Raw genomic sequence first — 16,409 nt, forward strand, 5'->3', positions numbered from 1 at the left:
AGCGAAGTGGGTACCGGTTCGCGTCGAGGAAACGCGACAGACGAAACCAGAGTGTTGCATGGACTGGCTCGGCTTCACCATCGTCATTATCTGCCTGCTCGTCTCGGGCTTCTTCGCGGCGAGCGAGACCGCGCTGACCGGCGCCTCGCGCGCCAGCATGCTGCGGCTCTCCAAGCAGGGTAATCGCGACGCCGACGTGGTCTCGCAACTGCTCGACATGCGCCAGCGCCTGATCGGCGCGCTGCTGCTCGGCAACAACATCGCCAATATCAGCGCTTCGGCACTGGCGACCTCGATCTTCACCGCCTGGTTCGGCGATGTCGGCGTGCTCTATGCCACCGGCGTGATGACGGCGCTGGTCGTGATCTTCGCGGAAGTGCTGCCCAAGACCATCGCCATCAACGCGCCGGACCGGATGGCGCTCGCGGTCGCGCGCCCGATGCGGCTGACCATGTACGTGCTGGGGCCGCTGCTGCGGGTGGTGGAAGTCATCGTGCGCCTGCTGATGCGCCTGTTCGGCCTTGCCGGCGAGCACCAGGCAATTCTGTCGCCGACCGAGCGCCTGCGCGGCGCGGTCGACCTGTTGCACCACGAGGGCAAGGTCGAAAAGCAGGACCGCGACATGCTCGGCGGCCTGCTCGATTTGCGCGAGCTGCAGGTCTCCGACGTCATGATCCATCGCACCGAGATGATGATGATCAACGCCGATCTGCCGGCCGAGGAACTGGTGCGCGAGGTGCTGGCGACCGAATATACCCGTATCCCGCTCTGGCGCGAGAAGCCCGAAAATATCATCGGCGTGCTCCACGCCAAGGATCTCTTGCGCGCGATCCGCGCCTCCGACGGCGACACTTCGCGCATCGATGTCTCCACCATCGCGCTGCCGCCCTGGTTCGTGCCGGAGATGCGCACCGTCTCCGAGCAGCTCAAGGCGTTCCGGCGGCGAAAAACCCATTTCGCGCTCGTCGTCGACGAGTACGGCGAAGTTGAAGGTCTTGTGACGCTGGAAGACATTCTGGAAGAGATCGTCGGCGACATCTCCGACGAGCACGACGTCGTGGTCGCCGGCGTGCGCGCCCAGCCGGACGGTTCCGTGGTGGTGGACGGCTCGGTGCCGATCCGCGACCTCAACCGCGCCATGGACTGGCGCCTGCCCGATCAAGAGGCGACGACGGTTGCGGGCCTCGTCATCCACGAAGCGCAATCGATCCCCGACCGCGGCCAGAGTTTCACTTTCCACGGCTTCCGCTTCCGCGTCCTCCGCCGCGAACGCAATCGCATCACCGCACTCCGTATTTCACCGGTGCCGCGCGACGCGGAGTTGGAGGACGCCAGGCCAAAGCGGGCCGGCACGTCGTTCTAGACCTCACACTCGGCGTCATCAGCCGCCTTGTGCGCGCTTGCGCACTGGGGCGGGCGATCCGGTACGCCGCAGCGGCTCGGCTCTAGCCACGCTGTCACGGAGTACTGGATGCCCCGCCTTCGCGGGGCGTGACAGCCGTTATCCTTCCCCGGCGCCTGCGCCTGGATTGCCAGCGCATGCACGCTGCCGGAAAGTTCCGCGGCCAGCGCGGCATTTATCATGCGATGGCGGTCGACCCGGCTCTTCCCTTTGAACGCCTGCGACACGATATACACACGAAAGTGCGTCTCGCCGCTCGGCCGATGGCCTGCGTGGCCCTCATGCAAATGTGACTCGTCGACGACTTGCAGGCTTTCCGGCGTGAAAGCTTCCTGCAACTTGTTGCTGATAGTGTCCTTCATAACCATGAGTGCCATTAAATCCTGCGATCGTGCTCCGTCAATTGCATAGACCGCCCAACGGGCGGCCGTTCTTGAGAACGCCGAAGTGAAACTTCGGCTGCGGGTTAGTACCTAATTGCAATGTCAAGACTTGAAGGTTTTCGCATTGCGTAGTCAAAGTCAGCCATGCCGATCGATTCATCAAAGTTCTTCGACTCCATCCGCGTGAAGCCGCGGGGCAAGCAGCCCGAGGTGAAGCCGCGCGATACCGTGGTCGCCTGCGAATGGACCGGGTGCCAGAACAAGGGCGCGCACCGCGCGCCGAAGGGACGCGATAACCAACGCGAGTACTGGCACTTCTGCCTGGACCACGTTCGCGAGTACAATCAGAACTACAATTTCTTCTCCGGCATGAACGCCGATGCGGTCGCGCGCTACCAGAAGGATGCGCTGACCGGCCACCGTCCGACCTGGAAGATGGGCGCCAATGGCGGCGTCAAGAAAGGCGCGGAAGCCGAGATCGACGGCGCCTTCGATCCGTTCAGCATGTTCGCGGAGCTCAACGGCCGCACCGGCTGGCGGAAGGGGCCCGAGGCCGCCCAGCCCAAGGTCGAAACCCGCAAGGTGATGAACGCCGAGCGCAAGGCGCTCCAGGTCATGGGCCTCGGCCCCAGTGCGACGCTCGCCGACGTCAAGTCCAAGTACAAGGCCCTGGTGAAGCAGCACCACCCCGATGCCAATGGCGGCGACCGCTCCACCGAGGATCGCCTGATCGAGATCATCAAGGCGTATAATTATCTGAAGACCGTGGTGCGCGAGGCCTAACCTACAAGCTCGGGAAAGGCGAGTTCGCAAACCAATCCCTCCGGCTTCCACTGCCGGGTGATCCTTCCGCGCAAGGTCCGGATGATACCGTCGACGGCGCCAATTCCGAAACCATGGCGCGTCGGCTCATTGACCCGTGGACCGCCGCTCTCGCACCAGCGAAGCACGAGAGGCTCGGCCTCGCTGCTTTCCCAGCGAACGTCCAGCCGACCCGATGGCGTCGCCAGCGAACCGTATTTGGCGGCGTTGGTGGCCAGCTCGTGCACGGCGACCGCAATCGATTGGGCGAGCGTCGCCGGCAGGCGGATGTCGTCTCCAGCGATGCTGATACGATCGCCGTCCGGGCTTGCGTACGGCCGGAGTTCCTCTTCGACGATGGTCTTCAGACTCGCGCCGGTCCAGCGCGACGCCGAGAACAGCCTCTGCACGTTGGCAAGCGCGCTAAGCCTGCCTTGAAACGCGGCTTGGAATTCTGCCGCGGTCTCGGCCTTCGTCAGCCGCAGCATGGCCTGGGTCACCGCGAGCAGATTGTTCGAGCGATGATCGACCTCGTAGGCGAGGAGCATCATTCGCTGCTCGGCCTGCTTGCGAGCCGTGATGTCGACCAGCATGTTCACCGCGCCAACCAGTCGGCCGTGTTCGTCGCGCAGCGGAGTCGGATATGGCATGAAGCAGATCCGCGACCCGTCCGGCCGTTCGGCCACAGCCTCGACGTCGCGCACCGGCCGGTTCTGCTTGAGCGCGACAGCCATCGGGCATTCATCGTGGGGGAGCGGCGTGCCGTCCGGCAGATAGAGCTTCCACGTCACGCACCACATCTCGCCGATTTTTGGAGTGCGCCCGGCAAAATCGATGCAGGCCTCATTGAAGAAAGTGATGCGGCCCGTTGCATCGGTAGTGTAGATCGCGGCAGGCAGCGCCTGAAGCAAGTCCCGGAACCGCCTCTCGGAATCCACTCCCGCTTCAACCCGGCTTGCCGCATAGCCCGCGGCGATCTCGCCAATCCTGGCCTCGTCCGCTTGTCCAAACAAGTCCAGCATTGCTTTCCTCTGGGGCGAGATCAAGCAATGCGCTGGACGCGCATATGTTCCAGGGCGCGCGTCAGGAACCTGTGGACTCTCCTCAGCCCGGCGATAGAACTTCGTCGGCACGACGACGGAGCTGGGCTCCGCCGCCGCCTCGCCCTTGCCCCTCAGTTGCCGGACGCCTCCGGCGTCGCCCCCACATAGGACGAACTCGGCCGGATCAATCGTCCCGTGCGCTGCTGCTCGCGCGCATGCGCGGTCCAGCCGGCCGAACGTGCCACTGCGAAGACGGGCGTGAAGGCCTGCCTTGGGATTGCCAATGCATCGAGCAGGATCGCGGTGAAGAACTCGACATTGGTCTCCAGCGGCCGCTCCGGATTCTTCTTCCGTAGCGCTGCGCGGATATAGGCCTCGACCTCGCCGGCAAATGGCAGGTCGGTGCCGTCAGAGGCGAGCGCCTCGACTGCAGTCTTGAGCACGTCGGCACGCGGATCGCGCACGCGGTAGACGCGGTGGCCAAAGCCCATCATCCGCTCGCCGCGCGCCAGCGCCGCATCCACCCAGGGCTGGATCCGCTCGCGCGAGCCGATCACATCGAGCATTTCCAGCACCGGTTCCGGCGCTCCTCCGTGCAGCGGGCCGGTGAGCGCGCAATAGCCGGCAGTGACGGCAGCAAACAGATCGGCCTGCGTCGAGGCCACCACGCGCGCCGTGAAGGTCGAGGCGTTCATGCCGTGGTCGCTGGCGGTGACGAGATAGGCATCGAGCGCGCTGACCTCGCGCGCGGGCGGCTCGCGTCCATGCAGCATGCGCAGCGTATCGGCGGCATGACTCACGGTCGGATCGGGCGCGATCGGGTCGAGCCCATTTACGCGGCGGACCAGTGCGCCCGCGATCACCGGAAAAGCGCCGACGATCGTGGCCTCATGCTCCAGCCCGTGCTCGGCGCGCAGGCCCGCGACCGCGGCACGAAATCCATCGACGATGCCCATGCCCTGGGTTGCCGGCAGCAGCTCGGAGAGCCGTGCGAAGGCGCGTTCGCGCGCGACGCCCAGGCTCGACCGGACATTGGCTTCGGTGAGGGTGGTCTTGCTGGCGCCGTTCCAGAGCCGGGCGGTGACGCCCTCAAAGCTCGATTTGGCGGCGAGGCGGCCGACATGCTCGCCGGCGATGATGAGCTCGCCGCGCTCGCCGTCGACATGGCTCAGCACGGTCTCGGCCGCGGGAACGCCGTCCAGTCCGATCTGGCTTTTGGTGAGATGGATGTTCATGGCCCTAATCTCCTTGGCACTGCACCAGGAGAAAATCGGGCCTCTCGACAGATTGATCAATCTTGATTATATCAATCAATATGAGAAATTCGGAAGGCCTGTATCTCTCCGCCCGGGAAGCCGCGGCCGAACTCGCGATCTCGCCGGCCACGCTCTACGCCTATGTCAGCCGCGGCCTGATCCGCTCCGAGCCGACGCCGGATTCGCGCAAGAATCGCTACCGCGCCGAGGATGTCCGCGCCCTGAAGGAGCGCCGGGTGCCGGCGCCGGAGCCGCGCGGCTTGCGCAGCTTCGATGCCGATCTGCCTGTCATGGACACGGAGATCTCGACCATCACCGAGGAGGGCGCGATCTACCGCGGCGTCAACTGCGTCGATCTCGCCGAGAACGACACGCTGGAGCACACCGCAACGTTGCTCTGGGACGTCTCCGACGTCGATCCCTTCGCGCCGGATAATCAGCCTGCGATGTCCGACGAGATGCGTGCGATTGCGGAGGCTGCGCGCCGCGCAGCTCCGATCGATCGCGCCATCGCGGTGCTCGCGCTCGCGAGCAGCGCCGACACCCGCGCGTTCACCCGCGCGCCCGATGGCCGCGCGATGGTCGGCGCGCGCATCGTCCGGCTGCTGGTCGCGACCATGCTCAATGCCGAGACTTCACCCGAGCCGCTGCATCAGCACATCGCGCGCATCTGGGCACCCGACAACAAGCACGCGCCCGATCTGATCCGCCGCGCGCTGGTGCTGCTGGCCGATCACGAGCTGAACGCTTCGACCTTCACCGCGCGCTGCGCGGCCTCGACCGGCCTTAATCTCTACGACGCCGTCATCGCCGGCCTCGCCGCGCTGAAAGGCCCGAAACATGGCGGCGCCGGCGTGCTGGCCTCGCAGCTCGTCAAGGCGCTGGTCGACCGCGACGTCGAGCCGATGGTGCGCGAGCGCGTTGCGCTCGGCGAGCGTTTTCCGGGCTTCGGCCACGGCGTCTACAAGCGCGGCGATCCCCGCGCGCAATCGCTGCTGAACGCCCTGGCGCGCGCCGGCGCGCCGCGCAAATTCACGAAAGAAGTGCCCGAGCGGATCGCGGAAGCAACCGGAGAGTTCGTCAACATCGACTACGTGCTCGCCGTGCTCGTGCACGCGCTGCGCCTGCCGGGAGGCAGCGAGCTCGCGTTGTTCGCCATGGCCCGCAGCGTCGGCTGGATCGCGCATGCGAGCGAGCAATTGCAGTTCGGCAAGCTGATCAGGCCGCGGGCACGGTATGTGGGGCCGGCGCCGGGACGAAGATTGGCGGCCGTCGAGAGGGCCTAGAGACCAGGCATCCCACTGGCCCCAGGGAACCGATTGCAACTTATTCCCGTTCCTCTACAGTTTCGGGATTGTTTCTTTTGATCGCGCCATGTTGCATCGCCGGGAATTGGACTATTGCCCGCCTGCGCCGCGTCCTTCGCCAACCCGGCCAGGATTTGTCGAGCTATTAATCAAATTGAGGCGAAACCCGCTTGAATGCTGGAGCGCGGATTTTTTTGAGGAGCCCATAGCTAAGCTTCGCCTGCCATTCGCTGATGCTTTTATGGTTCATGACCCCCAAGCCATCAAGCGCGTGCTGATGGATAACTCAAGAAACTATCAGAAGGATACGATCCAACGTCGCATTCTCTCGTCTGGACTGTCCGATGGTTTGTTGAGCGTCGAAGGAGAGCGTTGGGAGCTTCAACGACGAATACTCGCGCCCATATTCGCTCGCAGAACCGTCAACTCTTTCACGACGGCGATGTTGTCGGCCGCGAACGGATTGGCCGCAAGATGGACGGGGTTGCAGCCCGGCGCCACGGTAGAGGTCGCTGCAGAGATGACCCTGGTCACTTTGAACGTGCTGGCACTGACGATCTTTTCCGACGGAATCGGCGGCGACTTCGACGAATTTCGAGTGGCGATGAATGCCTATTTCAGCGTGATCGGCCGCATAGGGGTGCTGGATCTGCTCGGCGCACCCAAATTCGTGCCACGCCCGGGCTATCGCCGTTTGCGTCACACGATGGCTTACTTCGAAGCGGTGATCGACACGATCATACACGCGAGACACCAAAGGCTTGCGGCCCTTGCCACACACGACGGGCCAGATGATCTTTTGACGCTGCTGCTACGTTCGCTGGATCCCTCCACGGGACGGCAACTCAGCCCGACAGAGGTTCGCTCGAACATCCTGACTTTTCTTTCGGCGGGACATGAGACGACTGCCAACACACTCGCCTGGTCGATCTTTCTGCTTTCACAGGTACCGGAGTGGCGATCGCGCGTCGTGGACGAAGCAGAACGGGAATTGTCGAATCCGGGGGATGACCTGGCCGACCGGCTGATCGTGACCAAGGCAGTGATCGAAGAAACGCTTCGCCTCTACCCGCCGATCGCCGCACTCAGCCGGGCCGCAGTCGATGCCGATGTGTTGGGTGAAATCTCGGTCAAGCCGCGATCTCTGATCGTGATAGCGCCTTACGTTCTCCATCGACATCGCAAGCTGTGGAGCCACCCGGATGCATTCGAGCCTTCCCGGTTTCTACCGGAGGCCCGCAGCCTAATTCCGCGTTTCGCCTATATACCCTTCGGGGTCGGGCCTCGGACTTGCATCGGTTCGTCTTTTGCCCTGCAGGAGGCTGCAATCGTACTTGCTGTCTTGACCCGCCATTTCGAAATACAGCTGCTCCCGCACGCGGAGGTCTGGCCCCTTCAGCGCATTACGCTGCGTCCTGCAAAGGGCCTGCCGATGCGATTGATTCAGAGGAGAGCGCTTTAGCCAGCTCTTCGAAACGGATTGGCAAATGGCGCCTAGGCCCGCGGCTTCGCCGCAGCCATCCCGCTGCCGTGCCTCCGACGGATGGTCCAGATCGCCAGTCCCACCACGATCGCGACGCCGACGACGCTGAGGATCCAGAGATGCTTGCCCAGATGCCCCTGGTGCGGCACCCCGAAATATTCGTGGAAAGCCGATACCGCCAGCACGCCCGGCAGCACATGGGCCGGCGCCCAGAGCAGGATCGCCGGGATGTTCACCGCATAGAATTTTGCCGGCGTCATGCCGAGCGCACCAGCGGTCACGGGCACGAAGGCGCGGATCGGCGGCACGAAGCGGGCAAAGAACACCGCCCAGGTGCCGAAGCGGTGGAAGAAGGTCTCGCTCTCCTCGATCACGCGCGGATAATTGGTCAGCGGCCAGGTGCTGAGGATCTTGCGCTGCTGCCGGTGCCCGATCCAGTAGGCCGAGCCGTCACCCAGCACGGCGCCCACGGCGGCCGCGAGCAGCACCCATTGCAGTTTCAGGTCGCCGCCCGGAACCAGGGCGCTCAGCGCCAGGATGATGGTCGAGCCCGGGATGACCGAGCCTACCACGGGCACGGCTTCGAGAAGCGCTGCCAGGAACAGGGTCAGATAGGCCAGCCACGTGTGGACTGAGACGAAGGATATCAGGGGGTCAAGAAATGACGTCACGTCGTCTCTGTGGTGGGCTGGAGCATTCGGGTTCAGACCCTTACACAAGTAGTGAGATGCGTTGAAAGTGCCATTGGCTTGGGGACGGCGCCTACCCGGCGCGAAATTTGGGCGAGATTTGCAGGGCAGCCTTCCCAAAATCGCGTTCCTTGCCTATCTAAATGAAAAGACAATGGAACTTTGATTGGCGGGCGGGCTTCTGCAGGCCCGTGGTCTCTGATAGGTTCGCAACCGCACCCAGCCGCAGCCAACGTGCAAATAACTGGTCTCGGGATCGCCCGGGATCTCGGAGGATTGATGACGACCGCCGCCTTGTCCAAAGTTGAGGAAGTTTCCGGTTTGCCCGACATGAAGGTGTCGGTGCGCCAGGTGTTCGGGATCGACAGCGATCTCGAAGTGCCGGCCTATTCCGAGGTCGATCCTCATGTGCCCGAAGTCGATTCCGACTACCGTTTCGACCGTGCCACCACGCTTGCCATTCTCGCCGGCTTTGCCCGCAACCGCCGCGTGATGGTGACCGGCTATCACGGCACCGGTAAATCCACCCATATCGAGCAGGTCGCGGCCCGGCTGAACTGGCCTTGCGTGCGCGTCAATCTCGACAGCCACATCAGCCGTATCGATCTCGTCGGCAAGGACTCGATCGTGGTCCGTGACGGCAAGCAGGTCACCGAATTTCGTGACGGCATCCTGCCCTGGGCGTTGCAGCACAACGTCGCGCTGGTGTTCGACGAATACGACGCCGGCCGCCCCGACGTGATGTTCGTGATCCAGCGCGTGCTGGAAGTCTCGGGACGCCTGACGCTGCTCGACCAGAACAAGGTGATCAAGCCGCATCCGTCATTCCGGCTGTTTGCCACCGCCAACACGGTCGGCCTCGGCGACACCTCGGGCCTCTATCACGGCACCCAGCAGATCAATCAGGGCCAGATGGACCGCTGGTCGATCGTCACGACGCTCAACTATCTCAGCCACGACGAGGAAGTGGAGATCGTGCTGGCGAAGGCCAAGCACTATCGCACCCAGGAAGGCCGCGACATCGTCAACAAGATGGTGCGCCTTGCCGATCTCACCCGTAACGCCTTCGCCAATGGCGATCTCTCGACGGTGATGAGCCCGCGCACGGTGATCACCTGGGCCGAGAACGCCGACATCTTCGGCGATATCGGCTTCGCGTTCCGCGTCACCTTCCTCAACAAATGCGACGAGCTCGAGCGTCCCTTGGTCGCCGAGTTCTACCAGCGCTGCTTCAACGCGGAGCTGCCGGAATCGGCAGTCAACGTGGCGCTCAGCTGATCTCTCGCGGTCATGTCGTCCCGGCCTAGTGCGCAATTGCGCACGTGGGGCCGGGACCCATACCGCGTGATGTCTCGGTTGAACGTCACCGATAGTTTCCTGACACGAGAGCGGCCGGTGGTTATGGGTCCCGGCCTTCGCCGGGACGACAGATAGGGTCAGATGACCACCTCCAACTCCAAATTCCGCAACACCAAGGAAGCCCCGACCGAGCCGTTCAAGCGCTCGGTGGCGTCCTGCCTGAAGGCGATCGCGAAGTCGCCCGAACTCGAGGTGAGCTTCGCGGCCGAGCGCCTGGGCCTTGCGCCCGGCAAGGCGAGGCTGCCGGAGCCGGCGCGAAAGATGACCAAGCGCGATGCGGCGATCGTGCGCGGCCACGCGGATTCGATCGCGCTCAAGATCGCCTGTCACGACGCAAAGCTGCATCGCAAACTGATGCCCGGCAATCCGCAGGCACGCGGCGTGTTCGAGGCGGTCGAGCAGGCCCGCGTCGAGGCGATCGGCGCGCGCCGCATGGCGGGCGTTGCCAAGAACCTCACCGCGATGCTCGACGATCACTTCCATCGTGGCAAGTTCGACGAGATCACCGACCGCGCCGATGCGCCGCTCGCCGACGCGCTGGCGATGCTGGTGCGCGAGCGTCTGACCGGCCTCGCGCCGCCCACGGCCGCCAAGAAGATGGTCGATCTCTGGCGTCCGATCCTCGAAGACAAGATCGGCAGGCGGCTCGACCGGCTTGATAACCTCGTCGAGGACCAGACCAGGTTCGGCGATGCCGTGCATGACCTGCTGACCGCGCTCGAGCTCGGCGACGAGCGCAGCGCCGACAGCGAGGACAATGACGACAACGACGAGAACCAGGACGGCGACAACGACCAGTCCGGCGCGGAAGGATCGCCGGATTCCGACGCCGCGCAGGAGATGAGCGCCGACCAGGCGCTGGCCTCATCCGAAGAGATGAGCGACAGCGCGATGGAAAGCGCGCAGGCCTCGACCTCCGACACGTTCGACGACGGCGAGCTCGGCGACGACGAGACGCCGGGCGAGGCGACGCGTCCGAACGCGCACAGCAAGAACGAGCCGCGCGGGCCGGAATATCACGCCTTCGCGCCCAAATTCGACGAGATCATCGCGGCCGAAGACCTCTGCGATCATGACGAGCTGGAGCGCCTGCGCGCCTATCTCGACAAGCAGCTCGCGCACCTCCAGGGCATCGTCGCCCGTCTCGCCAACCGGCTGCAGCGGCGCCTGATGGCGCAGCAGAACCGCGCCTGGGAGTTCGATCTCGAAGAGGGCATCCTCGATCCCGCGCGGCTGTCGCGCGTGGTGACCGATCCCCATCATCCGCTGTCCTTCATGCACGAGAAGGAGGCGACGTTCCGCGACACCGTGGTGACGCTGCTGCTCGACAATTCCGGCTCGATGCGGGGACGTCCGATCACGGTCGCCGCGACCTGCGCCGACATTCTCGCGCGCACGCTGGAGCGTTGCGGCGTCAAGGTCGAGATCCTCGGTTTCACCACGCGCGCCTGGAAGGGCGGGCAATCGCGTGAGGCGTGGCTTGCCGCCGGCAAGCCGGCCAATCCCGGCCGCCTCAACGATCTCCGCCACATCATCTACAAATCCGCCGACGCCCCCTGGCGCCGTGCGCGAAAGAACCTTGGCCTGATGATGCGCGAGGGTCTGCTGAAGGAGAACATCGACGGCGAGGCGCTGGACTGGGCGCACAAGCGCCTGCTCGGCCGGCCCGAGCAGCGCAAGATCCTGATGATGATCTCGGACGGTGCGCCGGTCGACGATTCCACGCTGTCGGTCAATCCCGGCAACTATCTCGAGCGGCACCTGCGCCACATCATCGAGGAGATCGAGACCCGCTCGCCGGTCGAGCTGATCGCGATCGGCATCGGCCATGACGTGACGCGCTACTACCGCCGCGCGGTGACGATCGTGGATGCCGAAGAGCTCGGCGGCGCCATCACCGAGAAGCTCGCCGAACTCTTCAGCGAGACCAACACCGCGCCCCGCAGCCGGCCAATCGCCCGCGACGCAAACTGCATTCGTGAGCACGCATCAATCCCGCCGCGGCTTTATCGGCCACGCCGCGGCGGGATTTTCCACTCTCTTAATGCCCCGGCTCGCGCAAGCGCAGCCCGCGCCAAAGCCGGCGCTGGCCGAGCACGCCGTCACCGAGCCCGTCAGCATCGAGGTCAACGCGCGGCCGATTCCGGATTTCGAGCCGCGCGACCGCGCGCGCGTGCGCTTCGGCTCGTTGCAATATCGCAGCGGCCTGGTGCTGACCTCGCCACATCGCGGATTTGGCGGCCTGTCCGGCTTCCGCTTCCTCGATGACAAGGGCGGGCGTTTTCTCGCGCTGTCCGATCAAGGCACCTGGTTCACCGGCGCGATCCGCTATTCCGGCAGCAAGATGGTCGGGCTTGGCGACGTCGAGGCCGCACCGATGCTCAACGCCGAGGGACGGCCGATCACGGAGAAGCGGCTCTGGTACGACACCGAGTCGCTCGCGCGCGACGGCTCGCTGGTCTATGTCGGGCTCGAGCGCGTCAACCAGATCATGCGCTTCGACTTCGCCAAGGGCGGCACGCGTGCTCGCGGCGAGGTGCTGCCAACCCCGCCGGCGTTGCGAAAACTGCCCTACAACAAGGGGCTCGAGGCGCTGGTGTTCGTGCCCAGGGACATGAAGGGCCAGCCGCTCGCGGGCACGCTGATCGCGATGTCGGAAGGCGGCTTCGATGCCGACGGCAATCTGATCGGCTTCTTGATCGGCGGTCCCTCACCGGGACAATTCAGCATCAGGCGCACCGACATGCAGTTCATCAGCGACGCCGTGCTGCTGCCCTCAGGTGAGCTGCTGATCCTCGAGCGCAAATTTTCCTGGTTCACCGGCATCAACATCCGCATCCGGTCGCTCCCGCTCAAGACAATATCGCCCGGCGCGGTGGTCGACGGCCCCGTGCTGTTCGAGGCCGATCTCGGCCATGAGATCGACAACATGGAAGGCATCGACGCCCATTTCACGCCGGAGGGCGAGACCGTGCTGACGATGGTGTCGGACGATAATTTTTCGCTGCTCCAGCGCACCCTGCTGTTGCAGTTCACCCTGGTGGATTAGTCTTTCTTCCGTCATTGCGAGCGCAGCGAAGCAATCCAGAATCGTCCCGCGGCGGCAGACTGGATTGCTCACATGGGGATTAGGTGTGTCAAGGCGGTTGTTCAGCTCTTTGTTCGATTGCAGGCCAGCTCTTCGTCCCGACCGCGGGATGTTTCGGATGGCGCGCGGAGATCGCGTCAAGGTCGGCTCGTTAGAGCCGCCGCGCAGCGGCTTGACCTTGACGTGATCGAGCACGCCATCAGGCTTGTGTGGTCGGGAGGCCGCGGGCGAACTCCTCCTTATGGTTCAGCGATCTCAGGGTCGAGCCGGTTTTGACAATCTGGTTTTGCGTGCCAGATCAAACTCACATCCGGTCGTCGCGCGGTAGCGACTGCACCAACATTCCGCTTGCGGCGGGCAGGCTCGAGAGGACGGGACCATTCTTCGTTGCGGCGTTTGAAGCCATGCAATCCATCGGTTCGTCCACCCCGGATCGGCCGAGGCTGATCGTTCCTCGGCTGATTGGTTTTAAGGCTGCGGGAAGCGTTGCATCAGGCGACGGTCTTCATCACGGCTCCCTCGATCACGACGCCGGCGGTCACGTACTTCCACAAGGCCACGAGCAGCTTGCGGGCCAGCGCCACGATCGTGCGCTTGCGGCCGCGCTGGCTGTTGGCCTTGAACCACTGGGTCAGCGCCGATTGAGGCTGGTGGCGTATCCACAACCAGGCGAGCTGGATCATCGTGGTCCTCAGCCGCGGATTGCCGGCCTTCGACACCCCTTGTTCGCGCTCGATGCCGCCGCTCCGCCATGGCGTGGCCGCAAGACCGGCATAGGACGCAACCTGACGGCGGTTGGCGAATTGCCGCCAGAACGCCTCCGTCCAGAGAACGGCCGCGAAGTTCGGGCCCATGCTCTTCAGGGCGAGCAGCATCGTGACGGGATCCGCCTTCTCCCCGGCTGGCTTGCTCACGACCAGCAACGCCTCCTGCTCGCGCTCCACCGCCGCGATCTGGTCGAGCAGCAGTTCGAGACGATCGAGCTCGCGGCTGATCTGGGCCTTCAGATGCGCCGGCAGCATGCGCCCATCTCCGGTCCGCAAGGCTTCGAGCCGTGCCCGTCGATCGCGCCGCAGCGGCACGTAGCCGAATATCCCTTGCGCGAACAGAACGCCCTTGATCCGGTTCACATGCTCGATCCGCTCGGCGATCAATGTCCGCCGCTCGCGGCAAAGCCTGCGGCGGTCCTCCGCTTCCGGAGAGGGCGCCACCACCATCGCGCAGACCCGCGGCTCGCCGCGCTTATAGGCCAGAAGCGCCCGCAACAGCGTCTCGCCATCGAGCCGATCCGTCTTGGCCCGCCTGCGCCGGCGCGGCGTCGCAATCGAGGCCGGATCGACCACGTGGCTCTCGATGCCTTCCTGCTGCAAGGCGCGGTGCAACCAGAACCCGTCCAGCCCCGCCTCCTGGATCGTGATGATCGGATAGCTCTCACCCGTTCGCGCCTGTGCCTTGCGCTTCAGCTCCGCAAACAGCTTCAAGAGTTCCGCAAGATCGCCGGCCTCCACGCTGCGCTTCGACATCTTCTCGCCCTTGCCGGGCGACAGCGAGGTCACCAGCCATGTCGAGCGGCTCAGTTCCAATGACACGAAAATTGCGCCAAACTGCGTGCGGATAGCGGCCAGTCCGTCGGAAGGATGATCGAGCAACATCATTGTCTCCAGGTTGAGTGTTTCAGCAACCTCAGTCTGGCCTCAGACTTGGCTGCTATCCACTCCCCATGGAATCTTCGCTGCGCTCGCAAGGACGACGGCCGGGGGCGCTCGCAATGCATGGCCTCGCCGGCGGCCATGCCGCCCGCGCAACTGGCAATTCGCCGTCGGCCCACTAAACTTCATGCAATCGCTTCCATCCCTCCATTGCCGGATCCCCCGCATGAGTGCCCTGTTTTCCCCGATCAAGCTGCGCGGCCTGACGTTGAAGAACCGTCTGGTGGTGTCGCCGATGTGCCAGTATTCGGCCGAAGACGGCGTTCCCACGGATTGGCATTTCACCCACATCAACAATCTCGCGCTGTCGGGCGCGTCGATGTTCTGCATCGAGGCGACCCATGTCGAGGCGATCGGCCGCATCACGCCGGGCTGTCTCGGGCTCTACAGCGACGCCGCGGAGGCCGCGCTGAAGCAGATCCTCGCCTCAGTCCGCAAGCATTCGACCACCGCGATCGCGATGCAGCTCGCCCATGCGGGCCGGAAAGCGAGTAGCGCGCGGCCCTGGGACGGCGGCCAGCTCATCCCGGTCGATCAAGGCGGCTGGCAGGCCGTAGCGCCGTCGGCGCTGCCGCACAAGGAGGGCGAGGCTGCCCTGCGGCGCTCGATGCCGCGGGGCTGAAGCGGATCCGCGAGGCCTTTGTCGGCAGCGCCAGGCGCGCGGAGCGCATCGGCATCGACGCCATCGAGCTGCACGGCGCGCACGGCTATCTCATGCATCAATTCCTGTCGCCGATCTCGAACAAGCGCACCGACGAATATGGCGGGTCGCTTGAAAACCGCATGCGCTTCCCGCTCGAAATCTACGACGCGGTGCGCGCCGTGTTCCCGCATGACAAGCCTGTCGGCATGCGGGTGTCGTCGACCGACTGGGTCGAGGGCGGCTGGGATCTGGCGCAGACCATCGCATTCGCCAAGGCGCTGAAGGCGCGCGGCGTCGACTGGATCGATGCCTCCTCCGGCGGCGTCTCGCCGCTGCAGAAGATCGCGCTCGGCCCCGGCTATCAGGTGCAGTTCGCCGAGGCCATCAAGCGCGAGACCGGATTGCCGACCATCGCCGTCGGTCTGATCACGGAAGCCAGGCAGGCCGAGGAGATCGTCGCGAGCGGCAAGGCCGACATGGTCGCGCTCGCCCGCGGCATGCTCTACGACCCCGCTGGGGCTGGCACGCCGCAGCCGAGATCGGCGGCGAAGTCGAAGCCCCGCCGCAATATTGGCGCTCGCAGCCCTCGACGCAGAAGGCGCTGTTCGGCAAGACCACCTTCGGCGCGCGGTAGGGGATAAGGCGCGAGGACCGCGCCACATGCCCGTCATTGCGACGATGGGGAGGCGGGCGTGCGCCACACGCTCAGGTCGCGTTTGGCCGCGATCAGGAGCCGCAAAGCCGCATCACCTCACGCATCCGTAACTGCCCCAACCTTCCGCCCGCGGCAAAACAGGCCTAACCTCCGCAGCGCCCAAAGACGCGCGAGGCTTGCCATGCGATTTCGTGTCCGCAAGACTGCCCACGTGCTGGAACGGATCGGCCTTGCAATGGCGGGCGCCGCCTGCGGGCTGTTCGTCGGCGCCCATGTCGGATCGGCGATCCCCTCGCTCACCACGCAGGGCTTTCTGCTGTTGATGATGCTGCTCGGCGCTATCGGCTTCTATCTCGGCATCGATACGCCGCAAATGCCCTTCGACGAGGCCCACAGCCGGATCGACGCCGCGGAACTCCTGAGCTCCGCCGGCACCCTCTGCGCCACGCTCGCCTCGCTCGCCTCAGTCGCCGTCATCGTGCTGCGGCTCGATCCGCACGACGCGGCGACTTGGCTGGTGCTGGTGGCGTGGATCGGTGGCGTCGCGATGCAGATCGTCGCGGGCGCAAAGGCGAGGATGCGGGGGTAAGG

11 protein-coding genes and 3 pseudogenes are annotated in these 16,409 nt (G+C 64.7%); 9 read left to right on the forward strand and 5 right to left on the reverse strand.

The genetic code is table 11. The features are described from left to right. Positions 1–58: 58 nt before the first annotated feature. The gene (locus ACTGJ9_RS07655; RefSeq protein ID WP_456676570.1) at positions 59–1,363 is read left to right on the forward strand and encodes an HlyC/CorC family transporter; all 1,305 of its coding nucleotides are present in this window, start codon (positions 59–61) and stop codon (positions 1,361–1,363) included. Positions 1,364–1,506: 143 nt separating this feature from the next. On the opposite strand, the pseudogene ACTGJ9_RS07660 reads toward ACTGJ9_RS07655, so the two are convergent. Then, positions 1,507–1,770 (reverse strand): annotated as a pseudogene (locus ACTGJ9_RS07660) (BolA family protein); the annotation flags it as partial. Between the two features lie 159 nt (positions 1,771–1,929). Here ACTGJ9_RS07660 and ACTGJ9_RS07665 point away from each other — a divergent pair. Then, complete coding sequence (locus tag ACTGJ9_RS07665) at positions 1,930–2,568, forward strand: J domain-containing protein (protein ID WP_456676571.1); 639 nt, start codon at positions 1,930–1,932, stop codon at positions 2,566–2,568. On the opposite strand, the gene ACTGJ9_RS07670 is transcribed toward ACTGJ9_RS07665, so the two are convergent. Both ACTGJ9_RS07670 and ACTGJ9_RS07675 read right to left on the reverse strand, forming a co-directional pair. Then, a complete protein-coding gene (locus ACTGJ9_RS07670; RefSeq protein ID WP_456676572.1) occupies positions 2,565–3,608 on the reverse strand; it encodes an HWE histidine kinase domain-containing protein in 1,044 nt (347 codons plus the stop codon). The genes ACTGJ9_RS07665 and ACTGJ9_RS07670 overlap by 4 nt on opposite strands. 152 nt (positions 3,609–3,760) lie before the next feature. Beyond that, the gene (locus ACTGJ9_RS07675) at positions 3,761–4,864 is read right to left on the reverse strand and encodes a citrate synthase/methylcitrate synthase (RefSeq protein ID WP_456676573.1); all 1,104 of its coding nucleotides are present in this window, start codon (positions 4,862–4,864) and stop codon (positions 3,761–3,763) included. 80 nt (positions 4,865–4,944) lie between these two features. Here ACTGJ9_RS07675 and ACTGJ9_RS07680 point away from each other — a divergent pair, with 80 nt between their 5' ends. Together ACTGJ9_RS07680 and ACTGJ9_RS07685 are read left to right on the forward strand one after the other, a co-directional pair. Beyond that, the gene (locus ACTGJ9_RS07680; protein WP_456676574.1) at positions 4,945–6,171 is read left to right on the forward strand and encodes a citrate/2-methylcitrate synthase; all 1,227 of its coding nucleotides are present in this window, start codon (positions 4,945–4,947) and stop codon (positions 6,169–6,171) included. Positions 6,172–6,259: 88 nt separating this feature from the next. Next, positions 6,260–7,654, forward strand: a complete 1,395-nt coding sequence (locus ACTGJ9_RS07685) for a cytochrome P450 (protein WP_456676575.1) — start codon at positions 6,260–6,262, stop codon at positions 7,652–7,654. A 32-nt stretch (positions 7,655–7,686) separates the two neighbouring features. Here ACTGJ9_RS07685 and ACTGJ9_RS07690 read toward each other — a convergent pair whose 3' ends face one another. After that, positions 7,687–8,346: a DedA family protein gene (locus ACTGJ9_RS07690; protein WP_456676576.1), complete on the reverse strand. Its 660-nt coding sequence runs from the start codon at positions 8,344–8,346 to the stop codon at positions 7,687–7,689. A 297-nt stretch (positions 8,347–8,643) separates the two neighbouring features. Between ACTGJ9_RS07690 and cobS the strand changes: the two genes are divergently transcribed. From cobS to ACTGJ9_RS07705, 3 genes and pseudogenes are all read left to right on the forward strand, one after another. Next, positions 8,644–9,642 carry a cobaltochelatase subunit CobS gene (gene cobS / locus ACTGJ9_RS07695; protein ID WP_008144548.1) on the forward strand — a complete coding sequence of 333 codons (999 nt, stop codon included), beginning with the start codon at positions 8,644–8,646 and terminating at the stop codon, positions 9,640–9,642. A 162-nt stretch (positions 9,643–9,804) separates the two neighbouring features. After that, positions 9,805–11,705: pseudogene (gene cobT, locus ACTGJ9_RS07700) on the forward strand (cobaltochelatase subunit CobT). Beyond that, positions 11,702–12,772 carry an esterase-like activity of phytase family protein gene (locus ACTGJ9_RS07705; protein WP_456676577.1) on the forward strand — a complete coding sequence of 357 codons (1,071 nt, stop codon included), beginning with the start codon at positions 11,702–11,704 and terminating at the stop codon, positions 12,770–12,772. The pseudogene cobT and the gene ACTGJ9_RS07705 overlap by 4 nt, the downstream one beginning before the upstream one ends. Before the next feature lie 530 nt (positions 12,773–13,302). Here ACTGJ9_RS07705 and ACTGJ9_RS07710 read toward each other — a convergent pair. Next, positions 13,303–14,466 (reverse strand): IS110 family RNA-guided transposase, encoded by a 1,164-nt coding sequence (locus ACTGJ9_RS07710; RefSeq protein ID WP_456673537.1) that lies wholly within the window; start codon positions 14,464–14,466, stop codon positions 13,303–13,305. A 220-nt stretch (positions 14,467–14,686) separates the two neighbouring features. Between ACTGJ9_RS07710 and ACTGJ9_RS07715 the strand changes: the two are divergent. Beyond that, a pseudogene (locus tag ACTGJ9_RS07715) lies at positions 14,687–15,797 on the forward strand (NADH:flavin oxidoreductase/NADH oxidase). Between the two features lie 202 nt (positions 15,798–15,999). Beyond that, positions 16,000–16,407 (forward strand): hypothetical protein, encoded by a 408-nt coding sequence (locus ACTGJ9_RS07720; protein WP_456676578.1) that lies wholly within the window; start codon positions 16,000–16,002, stop codon positions 16,405–16,407. Positions 16,408–16,409: the final 2 nt, after the last annotated feature.

The sequence above is a fragment of the Bradyrhizobium sp. RDM12 genome (genome assembly GCF_051917485.1).
In the GTDB taxonomy this organism is placed as follows: domain Bacteria; phylum Pseudomonadota; class Alphaproteobacteria; order Rhizobiales; family Xanthobacteraceae; genus Bradyrhizobium.